10 protein-coding genes are annotated in these 17,195 nt (G+C 63.3%); 1 reads left to right on the forward strand and 9 read right to left on the reverse strand.

Annotation, left to right across the window (positions count from 1 at the left end; genetic code table 11):
• Positions 1-325 precede the first annotated feature (325 nt).
• From QW868_RS13050 to QW868_RS13075, 6 genes are all read right to left on the reverse strand, one after another.
• Positions 326-1,822 carry a sugar ABC transporter ATP-binding protein gene (locus QW868_RS13050; RefSeq protein WP_316165460.1) on the reverse strand — a complete coding sequence of 499 codons (1,497 nt, stop codon included), beginning with the start codon at positions 1,820-1,822 and terminating at the stop codon, positions 326-328.
• Positions 1,819-2,913 (reverse strand): hypothetical protein, encoded by a 1,095-nt coding sequence (locus tag QW868_RS13055; RefSeq protein WP_316165461.1) that lies wholly within the window; start codon positions 2,911-2,913, stop codon positions 1,819-1,821. Before QW868_RS13055 ends, QW868_RS13050 begins: the two co-directional genes overlap by 4 nt.
• Positions 2,910-5,027 (reverse strand): ABC transporter permease, encoded by a 2,118-nt coding sequence (locus QW868_RS13060; RefSeq protein ID WP_316165462.1) that lies wholly within the window; start codon positions 5,025-5,027, stop codon positions 2,910-2,912. Before QW868_RS13060 ends, QW868_RS13055 begins: the two co-directional genes overlap by 4 nt.
• A gap of 79 nt (positions 5,028-5,106) precedes the next feature.
• Complete coding sequence (locus QW868_RS13065; protein ID WP_315754945.1) at positions 5,107-6,120, reverse strand: sugar ABC transporter substrate-binding protein; 1,014 nt, start codon at positions 6,118-6,120, stop codon at positions 5,107-5,109.
• Between the two features lie 42 nt (positions 6,121-6,162).
• Complete coding sequence (locus QW868_RS13070) at positions 6,163-7,134, reverse strand: ABC transporter permease (protein WP_316165465.1); 972 nt, start codon at positions 7,132-7,134, stop codon at positions 6,163-6,165.
• A 22-nt stretch (positions 7,135-7,156) separates the two neighbouring features.
• A complete protein-coding gene (locus QW868_RS13075) occupies positions 7,157-9,034 on the reverse strand; it encodes an AMP-binding protein (protein WP_316165466.1) in 1,878 nt (625 codons plus the stop codon).
• Between the two features lie 255 nt (positions 9,035-9,289).
• Between QW868_RS13075 and QW868_RS13080 the strand changes: the two genes are divergently transcribed.
• Positions 9,290-10,234 carry an AraC family transcriptional regulator gene (locus tag QW868_RS13080; protein WP_315718536.1) on the forward strand — a complete coding sequence of 315 codons (945 nt, stop codon included), beginning with the start codon at positions 9,290-9,292 and terminating at the stop codon, positions 10,232-10,234.
• A gap of 304 nt (positions 10,235-10,538) precedes the next feature.
• Here QW868_RS13080 and QW868_RS13085 read toward each other — a convergent pair whose 3' ends face one another.
• From QW868_RS13085 to QW868_RS13095, 3 genes are all read right to left on the reverse strand, one after another.
• Positions 10,539-11,474 (reverse strand): DUF2493 domain-containing protein, encoded by a 936-nt coding sequence (locus QW868_RS13085; RefSeq protein ID WP_316170811.1) that lies wholly within the window; start codon positions 11,472-11,474, stop codon positions 10,539-10,541.
• Positions 11,475-11,814: 340 nt separating this feature from the next.
• Positions 11,815-12,867, reverse strand: a complete 1,053-nt coding sequence (locus QW868_RS13090) for a toprim domain-containing protein (RefSeq protein WP_316165470.1) — start codon at positions 12,865-12,867, stop codon at positions 11,815-11,817.
• Positions 12,867-17,174, reverse strand: a complete 4,308-nt coding sequence (locus QW868_RS13095) for a strawberry notch-like NTP hydrolase domain-containing protein (RefSeq protein WP_316170810.1) — start codon at positions 17,172-17,174, stop codon at positions 12,867-12,869. The genes QW868_RS13090 and QW868_RS13095 overlap by 1 nt, the downstream gene beginning before the upstream one ends.
• Between the last annotated feature and the right edge of the window lie 21 nt (positions 17,175-17,195).

Consider the following 17,195-nt stretch of genomic DNA (forward strand, 5'->3'; position numbering starts at 1 on the left):
CGGTCAGCGCGTCAGACGACCACGACCGCTCCCGCGCCACCACGTGCAACGCGATTCAAGCAGACATACATCTCGATGACGAGTGCAGAGAGTCGCTTGGGATATCGTCGCGGGCCGCTTTAGCAAGGCAAAGGGCCTGCAGAGTTGACGGCGCTCACGCGCCGCCTTGGCCAGGAGTCCACACCGGAATGCCAAGCCCGAGCGCCTTGTCGGCGAGGTTGCCCTGGATCCCCGAGCCGGGAGAACACCGTGAGGCCGATCGGGAGTGTCGCCAGTAAGGCGTCGGTGCGCTTGAAGGGATCTGATCGATTGGAAGCCGCGCGCATCAGTGGATGGCGGCATACATGATCTTCTCTTCGGTCGCTTCGATCGCCGAGAATTCTTCGACGACCTTGCCCTGCCTTGATACCAGGATCCGATCGGATAGCGCTATAATTTCCGGCAGATAGGAGGATATCACGACCACAGCTCTGCCTTCATCGGCGAGCCTGTTGATCAACTCGTGAATTTCGACGATGGCCCCGACGTCGACCCCGCGCGTCGGCTCATCGAAGATGATCAGCTCCGGATCCTGAATCAACGATTTAGCGATGACAACCTTCTGCTGATTGCCGCCGGAAAGCTCGACAACCTTGACCTCGTCGCCGATGGCGCGAACCTTGAGACGTTCGATCCAGGTCTTGCCGACCCCATTTCTTTCACGACGCGACAACCAGGCTCGCCCTTTCGGAAACTTGGCAAGCAGACCCAAATAGATGTTGCGCGCGATCGAGGCCGTCTCGAAAAAGCCCTCCACCTTGCGGTCTTCGGTGACGTAGGCGATTCCGGCTTTCACGGCCGGCGCGGGGACGCGATATCGCACAGACTTGTCGTTGAGCAGAATTTCTCCACCGTGAAAGAAATCACGCTTCAGAATACCCGAGACGATCTTAAAAGTCTCGGTTCGGCCCGAGCCGACCAGTCCGAACACGCCCGTGATCTGGCCCGCGAACACCGACAATGAGTTGTTCCTGACCATCGGCGCCATTTTGAGATTCTGTATTGTCAACACGCGCCTGCCGGCCGGGCGCACTTTGTCCTTCCGCACACCATAGAGCGTATTTGAGAGGTTTCGTCCGACCATGGCCTGAACGATGCGCGCTCGATCGAATCCCGAGGCGTCGTCGGTGACCACGTGCTTGCCGTCCCGCAGGACAGTAATGCGATCGGCCAACAGCAAGGCTTCTTCGAGCGCGTGCGAGATGAAGACGATCGAAACACCGCGCCTCTTCAAATCCCGCACCAAATCGAAGAAATACTTCTTCTCCTCTGGCGTAAGCGTCGCCGTGGGTTCGTCAAAGATGATGACTTTCGCCTTGTGCAGCACGGCGCGAGCGATTTCGACCATCTGCTTCTTGGCCGCGCCCAGGCCGCCGACGGTCGCCGTCGGCGCGACGTCGAAATTGAGAGATTGGAGGAACTGCTGAGCCGCGATGTAGATGCCGCGCAGCCGATTGTAGAATCGCTCCTGACCGAGAAACAGGTTTTGCGCCACGGTCATCGTCGGCACCAGACTGTTTTCCTGAAACACCATTGCGATGCCAAGATGCCGCGCCTCCAGCGGCGTTCTGGGAGACACCGCGACGCCATCGACCGTCATTGCACCTGACGTCAAGGCCACGACACCGGCCATGACCTTGGTCAAGGTCGACTTGCCTGCGCCGTTTTCGCCGACCAACGCGTGGATCTCGCCCCGCCGCAGCTCGAAATCGACGCCCTCGATCGCTGGCACGCCGGCATACAGCTTGGTTGCCTTCGACAGGGACAGGATGACCTCGCTCATGGAAGGATCTCCCGGCCAACGGTTGCAAGGGGCAGCCTGAGCACCCTGCCCGGCCCCTTTGCGATCATGACGAGGTCGCCGCCGTATTCGACGGCAGCGACGATGCCGTGATTGACGCCATCAGCGCGGCTATGAAGCGAATAAACCGGCAGTCCGTCGACACCGAGCCGGATGACGAGTCCGTACGACCGTGGGGGAGCCCACGGCTTCATGACACCCATGGTCTTGATGTGCGCTCCCTGCAGCGGTTCCTTGAAGGACTGGCCGGACCTGAGCCGTGGTGCCACCCAATAGTCAGGCTCGATCTCAGCAATCATGCGACGCCGGTAGGCCGGTTCGCGCAGCACGAACTCGACCAATTGCGTGCGGGCGATAAAGGCCGTCAGCCAGAAGCCGCCGCCATGCGCCGGTGCAAGCCGGGAGGGATAGACCGGCAGGTGACCGAGCACGACCGTGCGCGTGCCGCCGGGTGCGATCGAGACCAGACGGTGCCGCCAGCTTTCACTGACCAGCACGTCGTTGCCGTTTGCGACGGCACCGAAGGCGTAGCGAAGCCCGCCCGCAAGCTGCTGCATCGTCTGCGTCCGCGGATCGAGCCTGAAGACACGGCCGGTATCACCGAGCTCCATCAGGTCGCGCGCCCAATCGCCGACCTCATACGATGACGAACCATCGGTTGCGATCAGGGTGCCGTCGCCTGCGGGCGCAAGCGCGTTGACGGCGCGCAACTCACCGGTAAATGTCGAGACCGGGGTCTTGGCGGTGATGTCGTCATAGAAATGAACCTCAGTGCCGCCAATCGCAACGGCCAGACCGCCGGACGGAAGCATCGCCAACGCAGAGATCGGCCGCGCGAACCTGCGGATCTCCGTAGGCGACGATCCGGCCCAACGCAGGAGTCGTGCGCCGTCGGCGATGAGAAGGGAACGGCCGTCGGACGCAATATCCTCCGGTGCTTCACATTCGAGGAGCGTTTCGGCTGCCTCCAGCACTTGATTGGCCTTCAGCGCCCCGTCGAACGACGGAACGGTGATGGTCGCATCGCCACGGCCGAGCAAGCGGTTTGCGAATTCACGGATGGCGGCGATCACGAATGCCTCCTCCAGCGTGTATCGTAGTGGACGAAGTCGGGATCGGCGTTCTCCAGCTTGAAGCGCCCGATCCTGTTGTTGGCGATACCGCCGAGATAGAGATAACCGCGGTGTTCCCGCATCGAGGTAATCATCGGATGATTGACGCCCTTGAGGTCCCAGAGGGATTCCAGGATCTGGCCCTGCTCGTTGAACTTGACGACGCACCCGGTGTTGATGTTCGGAAATAGCCATTCGTCGATCGGCACCCGCTTGGCCATGCGCCGCCGGAAGCCCGGCATCTGCCACGCCAAGTCGAGCGAAGGGCTGCGCATGCCGACCAGCGCCAGCCAATAGTTGCCATCCGACGCCAGATTGATGTTGTCGGGATAGCCCGGCAGGTTGTCCATGACGGTCTCGACCGCGCCTTTCTTCGGACCAGCGAACCAGTATCGCTTGATCGAGCAGCCGAAGGTTTCCGCGAACAAGATCGAGTGACCGTCGCTGGCAACAGCGACGCCGTTCGGAAACTTAAGTCCGCGCAGCACGGTATGGGTCGTTCCACTCTTCGTGTCGTAGCAGATGATGCGACCGTTGCCGCGGGCCTCCAGCCCGTCGACCGGCCACTCATCCATCTCGTAGCGAACGGTCGCCTCGGAGAAGAAGATCAGTCCGTCATCGGTGATGTCGAGGTCGTCGGCGAGCCGCAGACGGCTGTCGTCATTCACCGAATACAGGCTTCGGTTGGTCTCGTCGGTGGCCTTCTCCACGGTCCCGTCGGGCGTGATGCGGTAGAGACCCATGCCGCCGATGCAGACATACAGATTGTCCTGGCGGTCGAACGCCATTCCGAGCGGCTGGCCGCCGATATGGGCGAACACCTCCATCCGCTCGTAGTCCGGCGGAAAGAACCGGATGATGTCACCGTGACGGGAGCCGGCATAGAGCACGTCGTTGCGGTCGAGAATGACATCCTCCGGCGCCTCGATCCGTCCGAGCCCGATGAGAGACACATCGCGAAGCTTGTCGTTCTGCTCGAACGGCCCGCCCTTGCCGATCTCGGTCGGGGGTGGCGGCGGCAGCGCATGATAGGTCGGGGCAACGTAGACCTTGCTGATGATCCGGTTGCGGTTCTTCTGCCAGCGTATATCGACCATGGCGGCCGCCAGGAGGATCGTCGCGAGCGCCATGCGGTTGACGCCGCCACGCGCGTTCATCGCGGTCAAGCCGTTGGTCATCAGGAGGACGATGAGCACACCGACCAGCGACTTGACGACCGAACCCTTGCCACCGCCCAGTGTGATCCCGCCGAGGACGGTTGCAGTCAGGACGATCACCTCGAGGCCGACGCCGATGTCGCCGCCCACGGTTCCGAGGCGGGCGGCAAAGAACAACGCACCGATGCTGGTCAGAACGCCGCTCGCGACGTAGCAGAGCGCGATGGTCCGCCGCACCGGAATGCCGGAATTGTAGGCCGAGCGGCGCGATCCGCCGATCGCCGTGATGTGCCAGCCGGGCCGCAGCCGCGTCAGAAAGACATGGCCGACGATGGCGACGATGACATAGAGCAGCGCGACGCTCGGGATTCCCAGAACATCCCCGCCGCCAATGAAATCCCACGAGGGGATATCTGGAAGCGATGACGCGATGGCGTTCGAATAGCGTTGAATCAGCAGATCGAACGCCGAGCGATAGATGATCAGCGTGATCAGCGTGGCGATGAAGGCGCGAAGTCTCAGATATCCGATCAAGACCCCGTTCACGGCGCCGAGCAGCCCGCCGACGACCATGGTCGCGACGACCACTGCCGGAACGGGCCAATTGAGAACGTCCAGGAGATAGAGCGCGCAGAAATCCGTCAGGGCAAACATCGACCCGACCGACAGGTCGATGCCGCCGACGATGACCACAAGCCCCATTCCGAGACCGATGAAACCGATCTCTCCGGCCTGGCGCGCAGTGTCGGCGAGACTGGCGGGGGACAGAAAGTGCTCCAGGACCCGGCTCAATGCGAAGCCGACGATCAGGAGCAGAAGCACAGGAACGGCGGTTTCGGTCCACCTCTTGGACAAGATCTCGCCGAGGAGATGGTCGGGCCAGTAGCGATATCGCAGCCGAGTCAATGTCTCGCGCATCTGCCTTCCATGGGTACTGCCTATGCAATCGTCTTGATGCGCGTCCCGGCCGAGCCGGAACGCGCGCCGCGGAGCGTCGTCACTTCTTGAGATCGGAGAGGTTCCAGCACGACGTCTGGGAGTCTGCGTTCTCCTTGGTGATCGGAATGAGCGTGCTGTATTCGAAGCCCTTGACCGAGCCCGCCTTCACCCCCGAGGACAGCAGCCACTTGATCGTTCCGGCCATCTGCGCCGCCTGCGTCGGCACGTCGTAGCTCATGTTCAGATCGAACGAGCCGTTCTTCACGAGCTCGCAGGCGCCCTTGCGCTCTCCACCGCCCGATGTTGCCAGGAAGACCTTGCCGGTGAGCCCGGCCTCCTTGATCGCAGCGGCAGTGCCGATATCCATTCCATCCCAGAAGCCCACGATGCCGCACAGGTCGGGATTCTGCTTCAGGACGGTCTGCGTGATGGCCTTGGCTTTCGCCGCATCCCAATCGGCCGCCTGGCTCGACACCACCTTGATTTCAGGATGCTTGGCGAGAACGTTCTCGACGCCCTTGAGTGTGTAGGCACTGGCGGCCGCGGACAGCGCCCCCTGAATGATCGCGATCTTGTTCGACTTGCCCTGACAGGCCTTTACCACCCCCTCGGTCTGGCGTTCGCCGATCTCGATCCAGTTCGCGCCGACGAACGCGGAGCTGCGATAGGCTGATCCCATGTTGATCTGGATGACGTAGATCCCTTCGTTTTCGGCGCGCTGCAACAGCTTGGCATAGGTCTGGACGTCGGGATTGTGGATCACCATGACCGCCGGCTTCTCAGAGATCAGCGAGGTAACGGCCTGCGCCCCCGCGTTGGTGTTCCAGTTGGGATCACGAATCTCGAACTTGACGCCGTAGGGTTCGAGCTCCTTCTTCAGGCCCGCGTACCAGCCCTCCGTCAGATCGAAATTCATGGCGACCGGCACGTAGGCGACCGTCTTGCCGGCAAGCGCCTCGCGAAAGGTCTTCTGAAAGGGCTCGTCAAGCCCCTGCTGCGCGAGCGCCGGCGCCGCAGCCGCCGCGAGCGTCACCGCCACCAGACTTCCAAATGCTAAGCTATGTGTGCGCATCGTCTTTTTCTCCCGTTTGATGTTTTCATTTTTCGGACTGAGCTAGATGTCGCCTTGCTGGGCCGTTTCTTCATTTCGCGGATTCAAGATCGTATCCGTGATCACCGCGATCAGCAGGACGACGCCCTTGATCAGGTTCTGTCCGGCATAGGGAATATCCAGAATCGTCATGCCGTTCAGCATGGTCCCGATCAGCAGCGTGCCGATGATGACGTTCACGACGCCGCCGCGGCCACCGGACAATCCGATGCCCCCGAGCACGACGACGAGGATCACGTCATAGATCATGGTCGAGTTGAAGATCCGGGTGGGCATCGAGTTGACGGATGCCGCCATCACGAGACCGGCAAAGCAGCCGATCACCGCCGCAAGCACATATTGCAGCACGACAATCGGGCGCGAGGGAATGCCGGTCACCCGTGCGGCGAACGGATTGTCACCAACCGCATAGATAAAGGCCCCCCAACGGGTCTGACGCAGCAGGAAGAACACGGCGATTGCGGCGATCGCAAACATCACGATCGACGTCGGAATGCCAAGGATGCTGCCCTGCCCGAGCCGCTCGAATCCCGCCATGCCGTCGCTCCATTGGACGACGTCGAGCTGGAACAGCGCCGCTTGCCCAAGTCCTGCAACAAACAGCCCGGTCGCGAGCGTTGCAAACAGCGGCGGCACCTCCGCATAGGCGATCAGCCAGCCATTGACGAGACCGATGGCGACGGCCAGGAGGCCGGCGGCGAGCAAGGAGGCCGGCAACGAATGACCGTTCTGCACCATCTGCAGGACGAGCCCGCCGGGGACCGCGAGGGCAGCGATGAGCGATAGATCGATGCCGCGCCCGATGACGACAACGGCCATCGCCAGGCCGAGAATGCCGAGAACGGCGACGTTCTGCAGCAGGGTCAGCATGTTGTCGGCGGTCAGGAAGCCCTTGAGGAAGATCGAGAAGGCCAGGAACAGCGCCGCGAAGACGGCGAACACGATCTCCTGTTGACCAAGCCGAAAGTGCTTCATCGTTGCTCTCACCAATTCCCAACTACGCCCGCCCGCGTGGCGGTGTCGCTTCAATACGATAGGTCTGCGGCAACGCCGACAGGCTCTCTGCAAGCCGGCCCAGCGCGACCTTGTCGATCGTTTCGACCGAAATGCAGACGACCGTGTTGAGCTTGTCGTCCTTGTCGACCTGGATGTCTGCCGCGGTTGCAGGACCGAATATCCGATCGACTTCCGTCCTGACCTTCTCCCGAACGGCGAGATCGCGAAGCGTCGGCTTGAAGATCTTGCCCACGGCGGTGACTGGAAGCGCGTCAAGCACCACCACGCGCTTCGGGCGCGCGGGGGGCTCGTGGACATTCTGCTCGAGGTAGTCGCAGAGCCGCGCGAGCTCGATCGTCTGCTGAGGCGACGGCACAATGAAGAGAATCGGCACCTCGCCAGCGTAGGCGTCCGGCATGCCAACGGCAGAGCTCATTTGCACGCCAGGATATGCATTGGCGACATCTTCGATGGCGGCGGGATCGATGTTGTGGCCGCTCCGAACAATAAGGTCCTTCTCCCGACCTGTGAGAACCAGCCGCTCGTCTGCGGTGAGGTAGCCGATATCGCCGGTCACGATCCAATCATCGTCGGTCAGGACGCCGACATTGTGCGTGGGATCGACGTATCCGGGGAATACCTGCGGGCCCTTGGCCAGCACCAGCCCGCTCGTGAGCGGAGGACACTCCTTCCTCAGCTTCGGGTCGCCCAGTGCCACGATCTTCGTTCGCGAGAACGGCGCCCTGAATCCGACGCTGCCCTGAAGAGGCTCACCGCGACCCGGGTTGAACGCGATCGCCGCCGCGGTCTCCGTCATCCCATAAGTCTCGAACAACCTCACTCCCGTCCTGGCCTGGAAACGGTCACCGACCGCCTTCGGGAGCACCGCACCGCCAGTCAGCGCCATCCGGACCGAGCTGATATCGCTGGACCCGATCGGCACCTCCGCCAAAGCCGCAATGGAGGTCGGCACGCCGCTCACGATCGTCACGCGATGTCGTGCGACAGCGTACCAATAGTCGCGGATGACCTCCGGGACTCGCAGACCGTAGGGTGACGGAATGATCACGTGGCCGCCAGCGGCGAGAATCGACAGACCTGCAGTCATGGTGCCGCCAACATGAAACAGCGGAAACCCGTTCAGCGCGATGTCAAACTCGTCGAGCCCGTGAACCTGGGCGAAGCCCCATGCGGCGTGGATCTGGTTGCCATGTGTCAGGCGGACGAGCTTTGGACGTCCGGTCGTCCCTCCCGTGTGGAAGAGCGCGCACACCGACCGCCGATCATTTGACGGTTCGAAATCGAGCGCATCTCGGTGCCTCGAAGCGGCTTCGTCAAAGACGGCCATTCGGCCGTTCGCGTCGCGGCTCTCGCCTAGAACGAGGATCTTCTGCAAAGATCCGACCCGTGCGGCGACCTTGTTCGCCTTGTGCCAGAGCGCCGGATCGTCGGCTTCCGAAGGGATCACAAGCAACGCTGCATTCTGCGCTTCGAGGAGATCGGCGATCGCGTCCTCGTTCAGCAGATAGTTGATCGAGCTCGCGACGCCCGCGACCTGGGCGCCGAGCAAGGCCGGAAAGACCTGCGGCAGGCTCGGGCAGAGGAATGCAACGGTCGGTCCATCCGGTCTGATGCCGGACGCCCTGAACAAGTTCGCCGCGCGGGATATGTCGGCGAGCAATTGACGGTGAGTGAGGCTGATTTCGCGGGATTCACGAGGTATCAGAACGGTCAGGGCCTTCCGATCCGGATGCAATCGGGCGGTCGCCTCGAACAGGTGATACAGATTTCGCGCAGGTACGAGGGCGTCATATGGCAGCCGCTCCAGCGCCACGATGTCAGCAATGGAGCCGACAGGGCGCGTGAACCTCGTCGTCATCGGTGAAGGCAGGCCTCCCCCCATTGCTGCAGTCCCTGGCACGGCAAATCACGCACGCCCGCATCGGCATCCGCGACTGCTTCCTCCCATTTTTGTTCTCTTAGCTTGCCGCCCCGAGTGACGCTTGCCTCGGAGCGCAAAGCTTTTGCATGGCCGCGCAAAGTTGGCTTGCGTAGAGCCGCTGGGCAACTAGAATTGCGGAACGGTCCTTGTGCGATGCAAAATGCAGCTTGGGCTGCTCGCGATGGATGACCGATGGAGCTCGTGTTCACAACGGAAAGCCTTGAGCCTTCCAAGCGCTACGCTGCCTGGCAAGGCGCCATTTGCGACGTCTATGTCCATGTCGACGTCGAGGCCGAGCAACGGTCCGACTATCAGGGCTTCATCCGGGAAGCACGATTTGGCGTGCTGACGATGACCGACGTATTGCTGTCGGAGCAACGGATATCACGACGGGAGCGGCACATCGCCAGGCTCGACAAGGATTGCTACTACGTCGAATTCGTTCAACAGGGCAAGATCAACGTCCTGCAGGCAGGCCAGACGCTGAATACGAATCCCCACGTCGGTGCAATCTTCTCCGCGGCCGAAGCCTACGATCTGGAGTGCGTAGGGAAGGTTAGATCCCTCTACCTTGAGATTCCGCGCAAAGAATTTTCGTCGCGATTCACCGAGAATCGGATTCCCGTTGCGATGACTATTGCGACCGGACGCGGTCTTGGCCGGATCGCCGCCGAATTCTGTTCGACGTTGGCATCGGAAGCATCGTCAGTCGATGAAGCGGCGAGGTCGCGGCTCGGCGACGAGCTGATGGATGTTCTGGCTCTCGCCCTGGACATGGGCGACAAGGACCAATTTTCCGAGGACGCCACGGCTCAGAAAGCCCGCCTGCGCTCTGTCAAAGCCTGGATCGAGGAGCATCTCACCGACCACGACCTTTCGCTCGAGAAGATCGCACGGAACAACGGGGTCTCGCTCAGACACCTGCACTATCTTTTTCGACTCACGGACATGTCGGTGTCGGAGTGGATTCTCGACCGGCGCCTGCAACGGTCCTACGATATGCTGACACGACTTGAGCAGCGCGTGTTGTCGGTGACTGAGGTCGCCTACCAGCTGGGATTCAGCAGCTCGTCACACTTCAGCACCGTGTTCCGGCGGAAATTCGGGCATAGCCCGTCCGAGCTACGCCGCCGATAGGCCGATGCTCAGTGGCCGAGCGGCTCATGAGGCACTCCGCCGAGCTCCAGCACGTCCGCGCCGCCCACGCGACCATCAAACCTCGATTCACTCGACAGCTCGACCTTCGAGCAATTGTGCCGCCAATCGCAAGGCACATCAAGGCCGGCACAGCGTCGCGGCGGTCAGCGACCACCATGCACTCTGCGCCACCAGGTCCGACGCATTCAAGCAGACATACATGTCGATGCCGAGCGCAGGAGTCGCTTGGGATGTCGCCGCAGCCGCTTGGACGAACGCAAAGGACCTGCACAGTTGACGGCGCTCACGCGCCGCCTTGCCCGAAGGTCCAGACGGGAATGCCTAGGCGGCGAGCCTTGTCAGCGAGATTGCCTTGGATCCCGGAGCCCGGGAAGACCATGGCGCCGATCGGCAGCGTCGCCAGCATGGCGTCATTGCGCTTGAAGGGGGCGGCCTTATTGTGTCTTGTCCAATCGGGCTTGAACGCGATCTGCGGCACCTTGCGGTTCGATGCCCATTTGCTAGCGATCAGCTCGGCCCCCTTCGGCGAGCCGCCATGCAGGAGGACCATGTCGGGATGCTTGGCATGGACCTTGTCGAGACGATCCCAGATGAGTGCGACGTCATTGAAGTCCGGTCCGCCGGTCAGCGCGATCTTGGGGCCTGGCGGCAGCATGACCTCCGTCTCAGCCCGATGCTTGGCAGCAAGGAAATCGCGGGAGTCGATCATGGCCGCCGTCAGCGTGCGATGGCTGACCTGCGATCCCGAGCGCGGCCGCCACGGCGATCGCGTATGGAGCTCGAAGGCCTCGGCGGCCAGATCGCGGAACAGCTCCATGGCGTTGCGACGCTCGACCAGTGACAGTCCTTCCGACGTCAGGCGCTCGAGCTCGACCGAGCGCACCTCCGAGCCGTTCTGCTCGCGCTGACTCGAGCGCTGCGCCTGCTCGTTGTCGTCGAGCTCGCGCTCGATGCGCATCGTGGCACGGTGGAACAGGTTGACCGTTGACCACAAGAGCTCCTTCAGCTCAGGCTCGAGGCGCGTCTCCGAGAGCGTCGCGACCAGGGCGTCGAAGATATCGGCGACCGCGCCGGCGATGCCCCTGCCTTCAGGGAGCGGCCGAGGATCAAGCTCATCGTCGAAGGGGCGGTAGCCGTACAGCTGGAGTTCGGTCAGGGCGTTGTCGATGCTCGACTGCGTATCGTGCGGCTCACGCATCTCGTCTTGCTGGTCGGACATGGGGACCTCGTCTATGTTCGGTGACCGCGTCGATCGCGGCCTTCCATGGCGATCTCCAAGACGGCGGGAGGACCGGACCAGAACCCGCTGATCCCTTCGAGCAGCGGGCCGGAGCGACAGCGGAGGATGGCGGTGTGCGCGGCTATTTTGCCTCGCGATGCAAAGGCCCGCCTGCGGGCCGGCGGAAAATGGCCACGCACCGCCATTGCCGGACCGGACCGCCTGCCGTCCGATCGCCTCTCAGAAGGCCCCGGCGCGGCTCTCTGACGCCCTGACGAGATCCTCTTGTCCCGACAATGTGCGGCGAGCGCCGAACGACTCTCCAGCGTCGAGCCGACGTTTAGGTCGCAGCCGCGCTCACGAAGCGCTCGGCATCTTCGGGCAGCAGCTGATGACGCAAGACGTCCAGGAGCTTGGCTGTCCCTAAAACGCGTAGGTCTTCGTTGAAGTCGTCCAGGCGAGGGCATAATGCGATCGCCTCGATACCGGCGTCCAGCGCGCGTGTCGTCAACGTCTCTGCCGCGGCGATACCAGCAGCATCAGCATCGACGGCGACATAGATCCGGCGCAGCGTGGCCGGCCACAGCAGATTCGCCAGATGGTTGGCCGAGAGCGCAGCAGCAACCGGCAAGGTCGGCAGCACCGTCCGCAACGACAGCATGGTCTCGATGCCCTCGCCGGCCGCAAGCACGTCCTTGGCGGTCCCGAAGCGCACGGCATGCCCAAGCAGATCGCCCATCGCCCGCCGCGGCGTGTCGATTGGCGCCTTGCCAAGCCTGCGATCGTCGAAGCCATCGGGATCCAGCCAGGTGCGATGAACCCCGGTGATGCGCCCCTCGAGGTCCGTCACAGCGGCAATCAGCGCGGGCCATGTCTGGACATCGGTGGCATCGTCCGGCCGATAGTAGCAACGTGGATGAAAACGTAGACCATCAGTGCCCGCGCGCGGGTCGATACCGCGATGAGCAAGATAGGCCTCGCCGCGCGTTCCAGACAGCGGCTGCCCCATCGCAAACAGCCGGCGAGCCGCTCTGGCGGAGTCGCGGGGGCGCACGGCATTCACAGCACCGACTGGAGGCTTGCGTTCCCAGTCCGGCAGCTTCAGAAAACGGCGCGCCTCCCCGGCAACCTCGTGAAAGCTGCTCAGGCCACAAACCGAGCCGATGACGTCGAGCAGATCGCCATGCTCCCCGGTCGCAGCATCCGTCCATTTGCCGGCCGGCCCCTTCGACGAGGCGTGCAATCGCACGAACAATGATCGGCCCGGCGTGTTGTTGACATCACCGACCAACCAGTAGCGTCCCTGACGTCTGCCGTTGGACAGATAGTGACGGCACACCGCCTCGGCCTCACGCGCAAGGCGGCGCGCCAGTTCAGACGCGTCGTCTGACATCACGACAGCTCCCGCCCGCGGACCTCAGCAATTGGAAACCGCTCCAGAACGCTGGCTAGGATCGCCGGGCCGCCTGCATCGGTGGGTACGAACATCCGCAGCCTCCACGAGATGATGTCGCTGAACAGCCCGTAGGCCCTGAGACAATCCCGTAAGCCCGCAGGAAAGCCCAAGAGCTCGATCCGGTTGGCGCCCATGACGCGCACCCTCCGCAGCTGCAAGCCCTCATGAAGATCGAGTACATAGCCGTCACGCAGCACGGATGTGAACGCGTCATCGGGAGCGAGCGAAGGTCGCTCGGTCGACGCTGCGGTGACCCAACTGAGTGGCACCTTGCGGCCGATGATGCGCTCGCCCGCATCGGTCTGGAGCCGGTAGACCCGCGCGGACTCCTGAGGGAGGCGCTTCCAGATCGGCAGCAGAAGCCCTGTGACGAGGTAGATCGTGGTGGTCGTGAACTCCGGAATGGATGCGAGCTCCGCACTCCAGCCGGCCTTGAACTGCTCGCGGTCTGTCTCGGCCCAATCATGCTCGGCCAGCCTGGCGAGCGGTAGAGTCTGGCGTCGCATCGGTCCGATCAGATGGACGCGCTGCTCGATCTCGCCATCGTCGAGCAACCAGCTCGGCGCCGGCACCTGGATCGCCGCTCGCCCCGAGCGGACATGGGTCACGGGAACAGCGCGGCGTTGCAGCAGCCGCTCCAAGGCCTCGTTCAGCGGCATCGGCCGGTTGCGGTCACGCTGGGCGATGGTGACGAGATGAGTCTCGGCACCTGTTGCCAGATGGGTGTTGATGGTGCGCCGCTCCATGACGACGAAGCTTTCTGCACGCAGCGTCTCCAGACCGGCATCGAAAGTCCCGGATGCGATCGCGCCCTCGATCCGCGCCGCGAGCAACTGCTCGAACACCGTGAACAGGATGTTCTGCAGCTCGATGGTCAGCGCCAGCAGCCGGTTCAGGAATGTCGTGATCGGCGGCAGCTGGTCGCGAAGGCCGTTCTCGTCCGTGAGCTTCAATCCCGTGGCCTGCTCGAACCGCTGCAGCGAACAGCTCCCCAATTGCCCACGGGCGAGCAGCCCATAGAACTGACGCAGGGCATCGCGGGCGTGCGGGCCTTCGAGATTGTCCTCCGCCCGGAACAGTCCCTGTCCGCCGGTCTGGCGCTGGCCACGGGTGATCGCGCCCAACGTGTCGAGCCGGCGCGCGATCGTCGACAGGAAGCGCTTCTCGGCTTTCACGTCGGTGGCGATAGGGCGAAAGAGCGGTGGCTGCGCCTGGTTGGTGCGATTGGTCCGGCCAAGCCCCTGGATCGCGGCATCCGCCTTCCAGCCTGGCTCCAGTAGATAATGCACCCGCAGCCGCTTGTTCGTCGCCGAGAGCTCGGCGTGGTAGCTGCGGCCTGTGCCGCCGGCATCCGAGAACACCAGGATGCGCTTCCTATCATCCATGAACGCTGCGGCCTCAGCGAGGTTGGCAGAGGTCGCCCTCGTCTCGACCACCATCCGATCGCGGACGCGGACGATCCGTCTCGACCTGCCCGTGACCTCAGCGACCATGTCCGTGCTGAAGCGCTGAACGATCTGGTCGAGCGCACCCGGCACCGGGGCGAGCGAAGCGAGATGTTCGATCATCTGATCGCGGCGAGCGACCGCTTCGCGGCTCTCGACCGGCCGGCCATCGCGAGTGACCGGACGCGACAACAGATTGCCTTCGCCATCGGTGAACGGCTCGTAGAGCTGGACCGGGAAGGAAAGGGCGAGATAATCGAGGACATATTCGCGCGGCGTGATGTCGACCTGGACGTCGCCCCACTCCTCGGTCGGGATCTCGGCCAGCCGGCGCTCCATCAGGGCTTCACCTGTGGAGACGATCTGGACGACCGCGGCGTGGCCAGCATCGAGATCGCGCTTGATCGCCTGAATCAGCGTCGGCGTCTTCATCGAAGTCAGGAGGTGCCCGAAGAAGCGCTGCTTGGCCGACTCAAAGGCCGAGCGCGCGGCCGATTTGGCCTGGGCGTTGAGCGTGCCGGTTGCGCCGGTGATGTTGGTCGCCTGCATCGCGGCCTCGAGATTGTTGTGAATGACCGCGAACGCCTCGGCATAGGCGTCATAGATCCTGACCTGCTCGTCCGTGAGCCGGTGCTCGAGCGGCTCGTATTCGACGCCCTCGAAGGACAGCGAGCGCGCCGCATAAAGCCCGAGGGCCTTGAGATCGCGCGCCATCACCTCCATGGCCGCGACGCCGCCCTGCTCGATCGCCGCCACGAAGTCCGCCCGCGTCGCAAACGGGAAATCCGCGCCGCCCCACAGTCCCAGCCTCTGGGCATAAGCCAGATTGTGAACGGTGGTCGCGCCTGTCGCCGAGACGTAGACGATGCGGGCATTGGGCAGCGCATGCTGCAACCGCAATCCGGCGCGGCCCTGCTGTGAAGCCGCCTGATCGCCCCGATCGCCCTTGTGGCCTGCGGCGTTCTGCATCGCATGGCTCTCGTCGAAGATGATCACGCCATCGAAATTCCGTCCCACCCAGTCGACGATCTGGCGCACGCGGGAAAGCTTCTCGGCCTTCTCGTCGGTCCGCAGCGTGGCGTAGGTCGTGAAAAGGATGGCCTCATCGAGCCGGATCGGCGCCCCCTGGCGGAAGTGCGACAGCGGCGTGACCTGAAGCCGCTCCATACCGAGCGCTGCCCAGTCGCGCTGCGCGTCCTCGATCAGCTTGTCGGACCTGCTGATCCAGACCGCCCGGCGCCGGCCCTTCAGCCAATTGTCGAGCAGGATGCCGGCGACCTGGCGACCTTTTCCGGCGCCCGTGCCATCACCGAGGAACCAGCCGCGCCGGAAGCGGACCGCCGTCTCCGTGTCCTCGCCGACCGCACGGACCTGATCGAAGGTCTCGTCGACCGTCCAAAAGCCGGCGAGGAATCCACCATGCGCTTCGCCGGCAAAGATGAGACTCTCGAGCTGCGCGCCGGACAGCACGCCTTCAGTGACGATCCTGGCCGGAAGATGCGGCCGATAGGACGGCTTTGGCGGTGCGACGGAGGCCATCGCCGCCGACTGCACGAGCTTCGTGGGATGAGGCTGCACGCCCGGAATCCGGATCGACTGCAACTGATACGTCTCATAGAGCGCGTCAGTCAGGCGAGTTCCTTCGTCGGAGACCTCATCCACGATGTCGTAGGCAAGCTCGCAGCCCTCAGGCTCACTGGAAGTCGGCAACGGAGAGGAGCATGCGGGATCCAGATCCCGTCTCGAACGAATTTTTGCACGCTGACCCACCTGAGCGACAAACCGGCTGGCCATCGGCGGCCGCGGTGGCACGAGCGCCGTGATCCAGCCGAGCAAGGTCCTGACATCAGGTGCCACCCCGGCAGATTGCGGAAACACACGAGCGTCCGGAGCTGGGCGCTTGTCGATCACGAGCATCCGTGTGGCGGTCGTCGTGCCCTGCCGCGCATAGACAGTGCCATCGATCGCCGCGGAGAACACCAGACGACCGCGCTCCTGCAGATGCACGAAGGCATCCGTCCAGGTCGGATTGTCGGGCGCAAGGCCGGCGGCCGTGATTGCGACCAGTCGCCCACCGTCTCCAAGCCGTGCGAGGGCCGAAGACACATGGCGCAACGCCGTATCGGCCAGCGGACGGTCCACACTCGCGGTCGCCGAGAACGGGGGATTCATCAGAACCACGCTTGGAACGAAGGCCGCATCGAGATGATCATCGATCTGCGCGGCGTCGAAGCGGGTCACGGTCAGACCCGCGAACACCAGATCGAGCAAGGCTGCGCGACTTGCAGCGAGCTCATTGAGCAGAAGCGAGCCGCCAGCAAGCTCCGCAAAGACGGCCAGGATTCCTGTCCCCGCCGATGGCTCGAGCACCCGATCGACCGAAGTCACTTGCGCCGCCGCGGCCGCAGCGAACGCCAATGGCAGCGGGGTCGAGAACTGCTGAAGACTCTGGCTCTCGAGTGAGCGCCTGGTGTGGCTCGGCAGTAGGGCCGCGACCTTTGCGACCATCGGCAGCATGGCCGGGGGAGTGCCTTTGCTGGCCTTGATCATCGCTGGACCGTGCTTGACGAGGAATAGGACAGAGGCGATCTCACAGGCGTCGTAGGCCGTCTTCCAATCCCAGCTTCCATCGGCGTCACTGGCGCCAAATGCGGTCTGCATGGCCAGGCGCAGGCACCTGGCATCGATCCGCTCGCCCCGGGTAAGGCTTGGCAGCAGCAGCTCGGCTGCACGAAGGACGGCCTTGGCGCGCGCAAGCAGCGCGAAGGGCGCAGCCGGACAGTTCGTCTCGGTGATCATGTCGAGGAACCTTCAAGGAGA

Source organism: Bradyrhizobium sp. SZCCHNR1051 (assembly GCF_032489615.1).
In the GTDB taxonomy this organism is placed as follows: Bacteria; Pseudomonadota; Alphaproteobacteria; order Rhizobiales; family Xanthobacteraceae; genus Bradyrhizobium.

What these genes read in the sequence shown, in the direction of transcription:
- QW868_RS13050 (WP_316165460.1), bottom strand. Translation starts at nt 1,822, where the DNA reads ATGAGCGAGGTCATCCTGTCCCTGTCGAAGGCAACCAAGCTGTATGCC.
- QW868_RS13060 (WP_316165462.1), bottom strand. Translation starts at nt 5,027, where the DNA reads ATGCGCGAGACATTGACTCGGCTGCGATATCGCTACTGGCCCGACCAT.
- QW868_RS13065 (WP_315754945.1), bottom strand. Translation starts at nt 6,120, where the DNA reads ATGCGCACACATAGCTTAGCATTTGGAAGTCTGGTGGCGGTGACGCTC.
- QW868_RS13070 (WP_316165465.1), bottom strand. Translation starts at nt 7,134, where the DNA reads ATGAAGCACTTTCGGCTTGGTCAACAGGAGATCGTGTTCGCCGTCTTC.
- QW868_RS13075 (WP_316165466.1), bottom strand. Translation starts at nt 9,034, where the DNA reads ATGACGACGAGGTTCACGCGCCCTGTCGGCTCCATTGCTGACATCGTG.
- QW868_RS13080 (WP_315718536.1), top strand. Translation starts at nt 9,290, where the DNA reads ATGGAGCTCGTGTTCACAACGGAAAGCCTTGAGCCTTCCAAGCGCTAC.
- QW868_RS13085 (WP_316170811.1), bottom strand. Translation starts at nt 11,474, where the DNA reads ATGTCCGACCAGCAAGACGAGATGCGTGAGCCGCACGATACGCAGTCG.
- QW868_RS13090 (WP_316165470.1), bottom strand. Translation starts at nt 12,867, where the DNA reads ATGTCAGACGACGCGTCTGAACTGGCGCGCCGCCTTGCGCGTGAGGCC.
- QW868_RS13095 (WP_316170810.1), bottom strand. Translation starts at nt 17,174, where the DNA reads ATGATCACCGAGACGAACTGTCCGGCTGCGCCCTTCGCGCTGCTTGCG.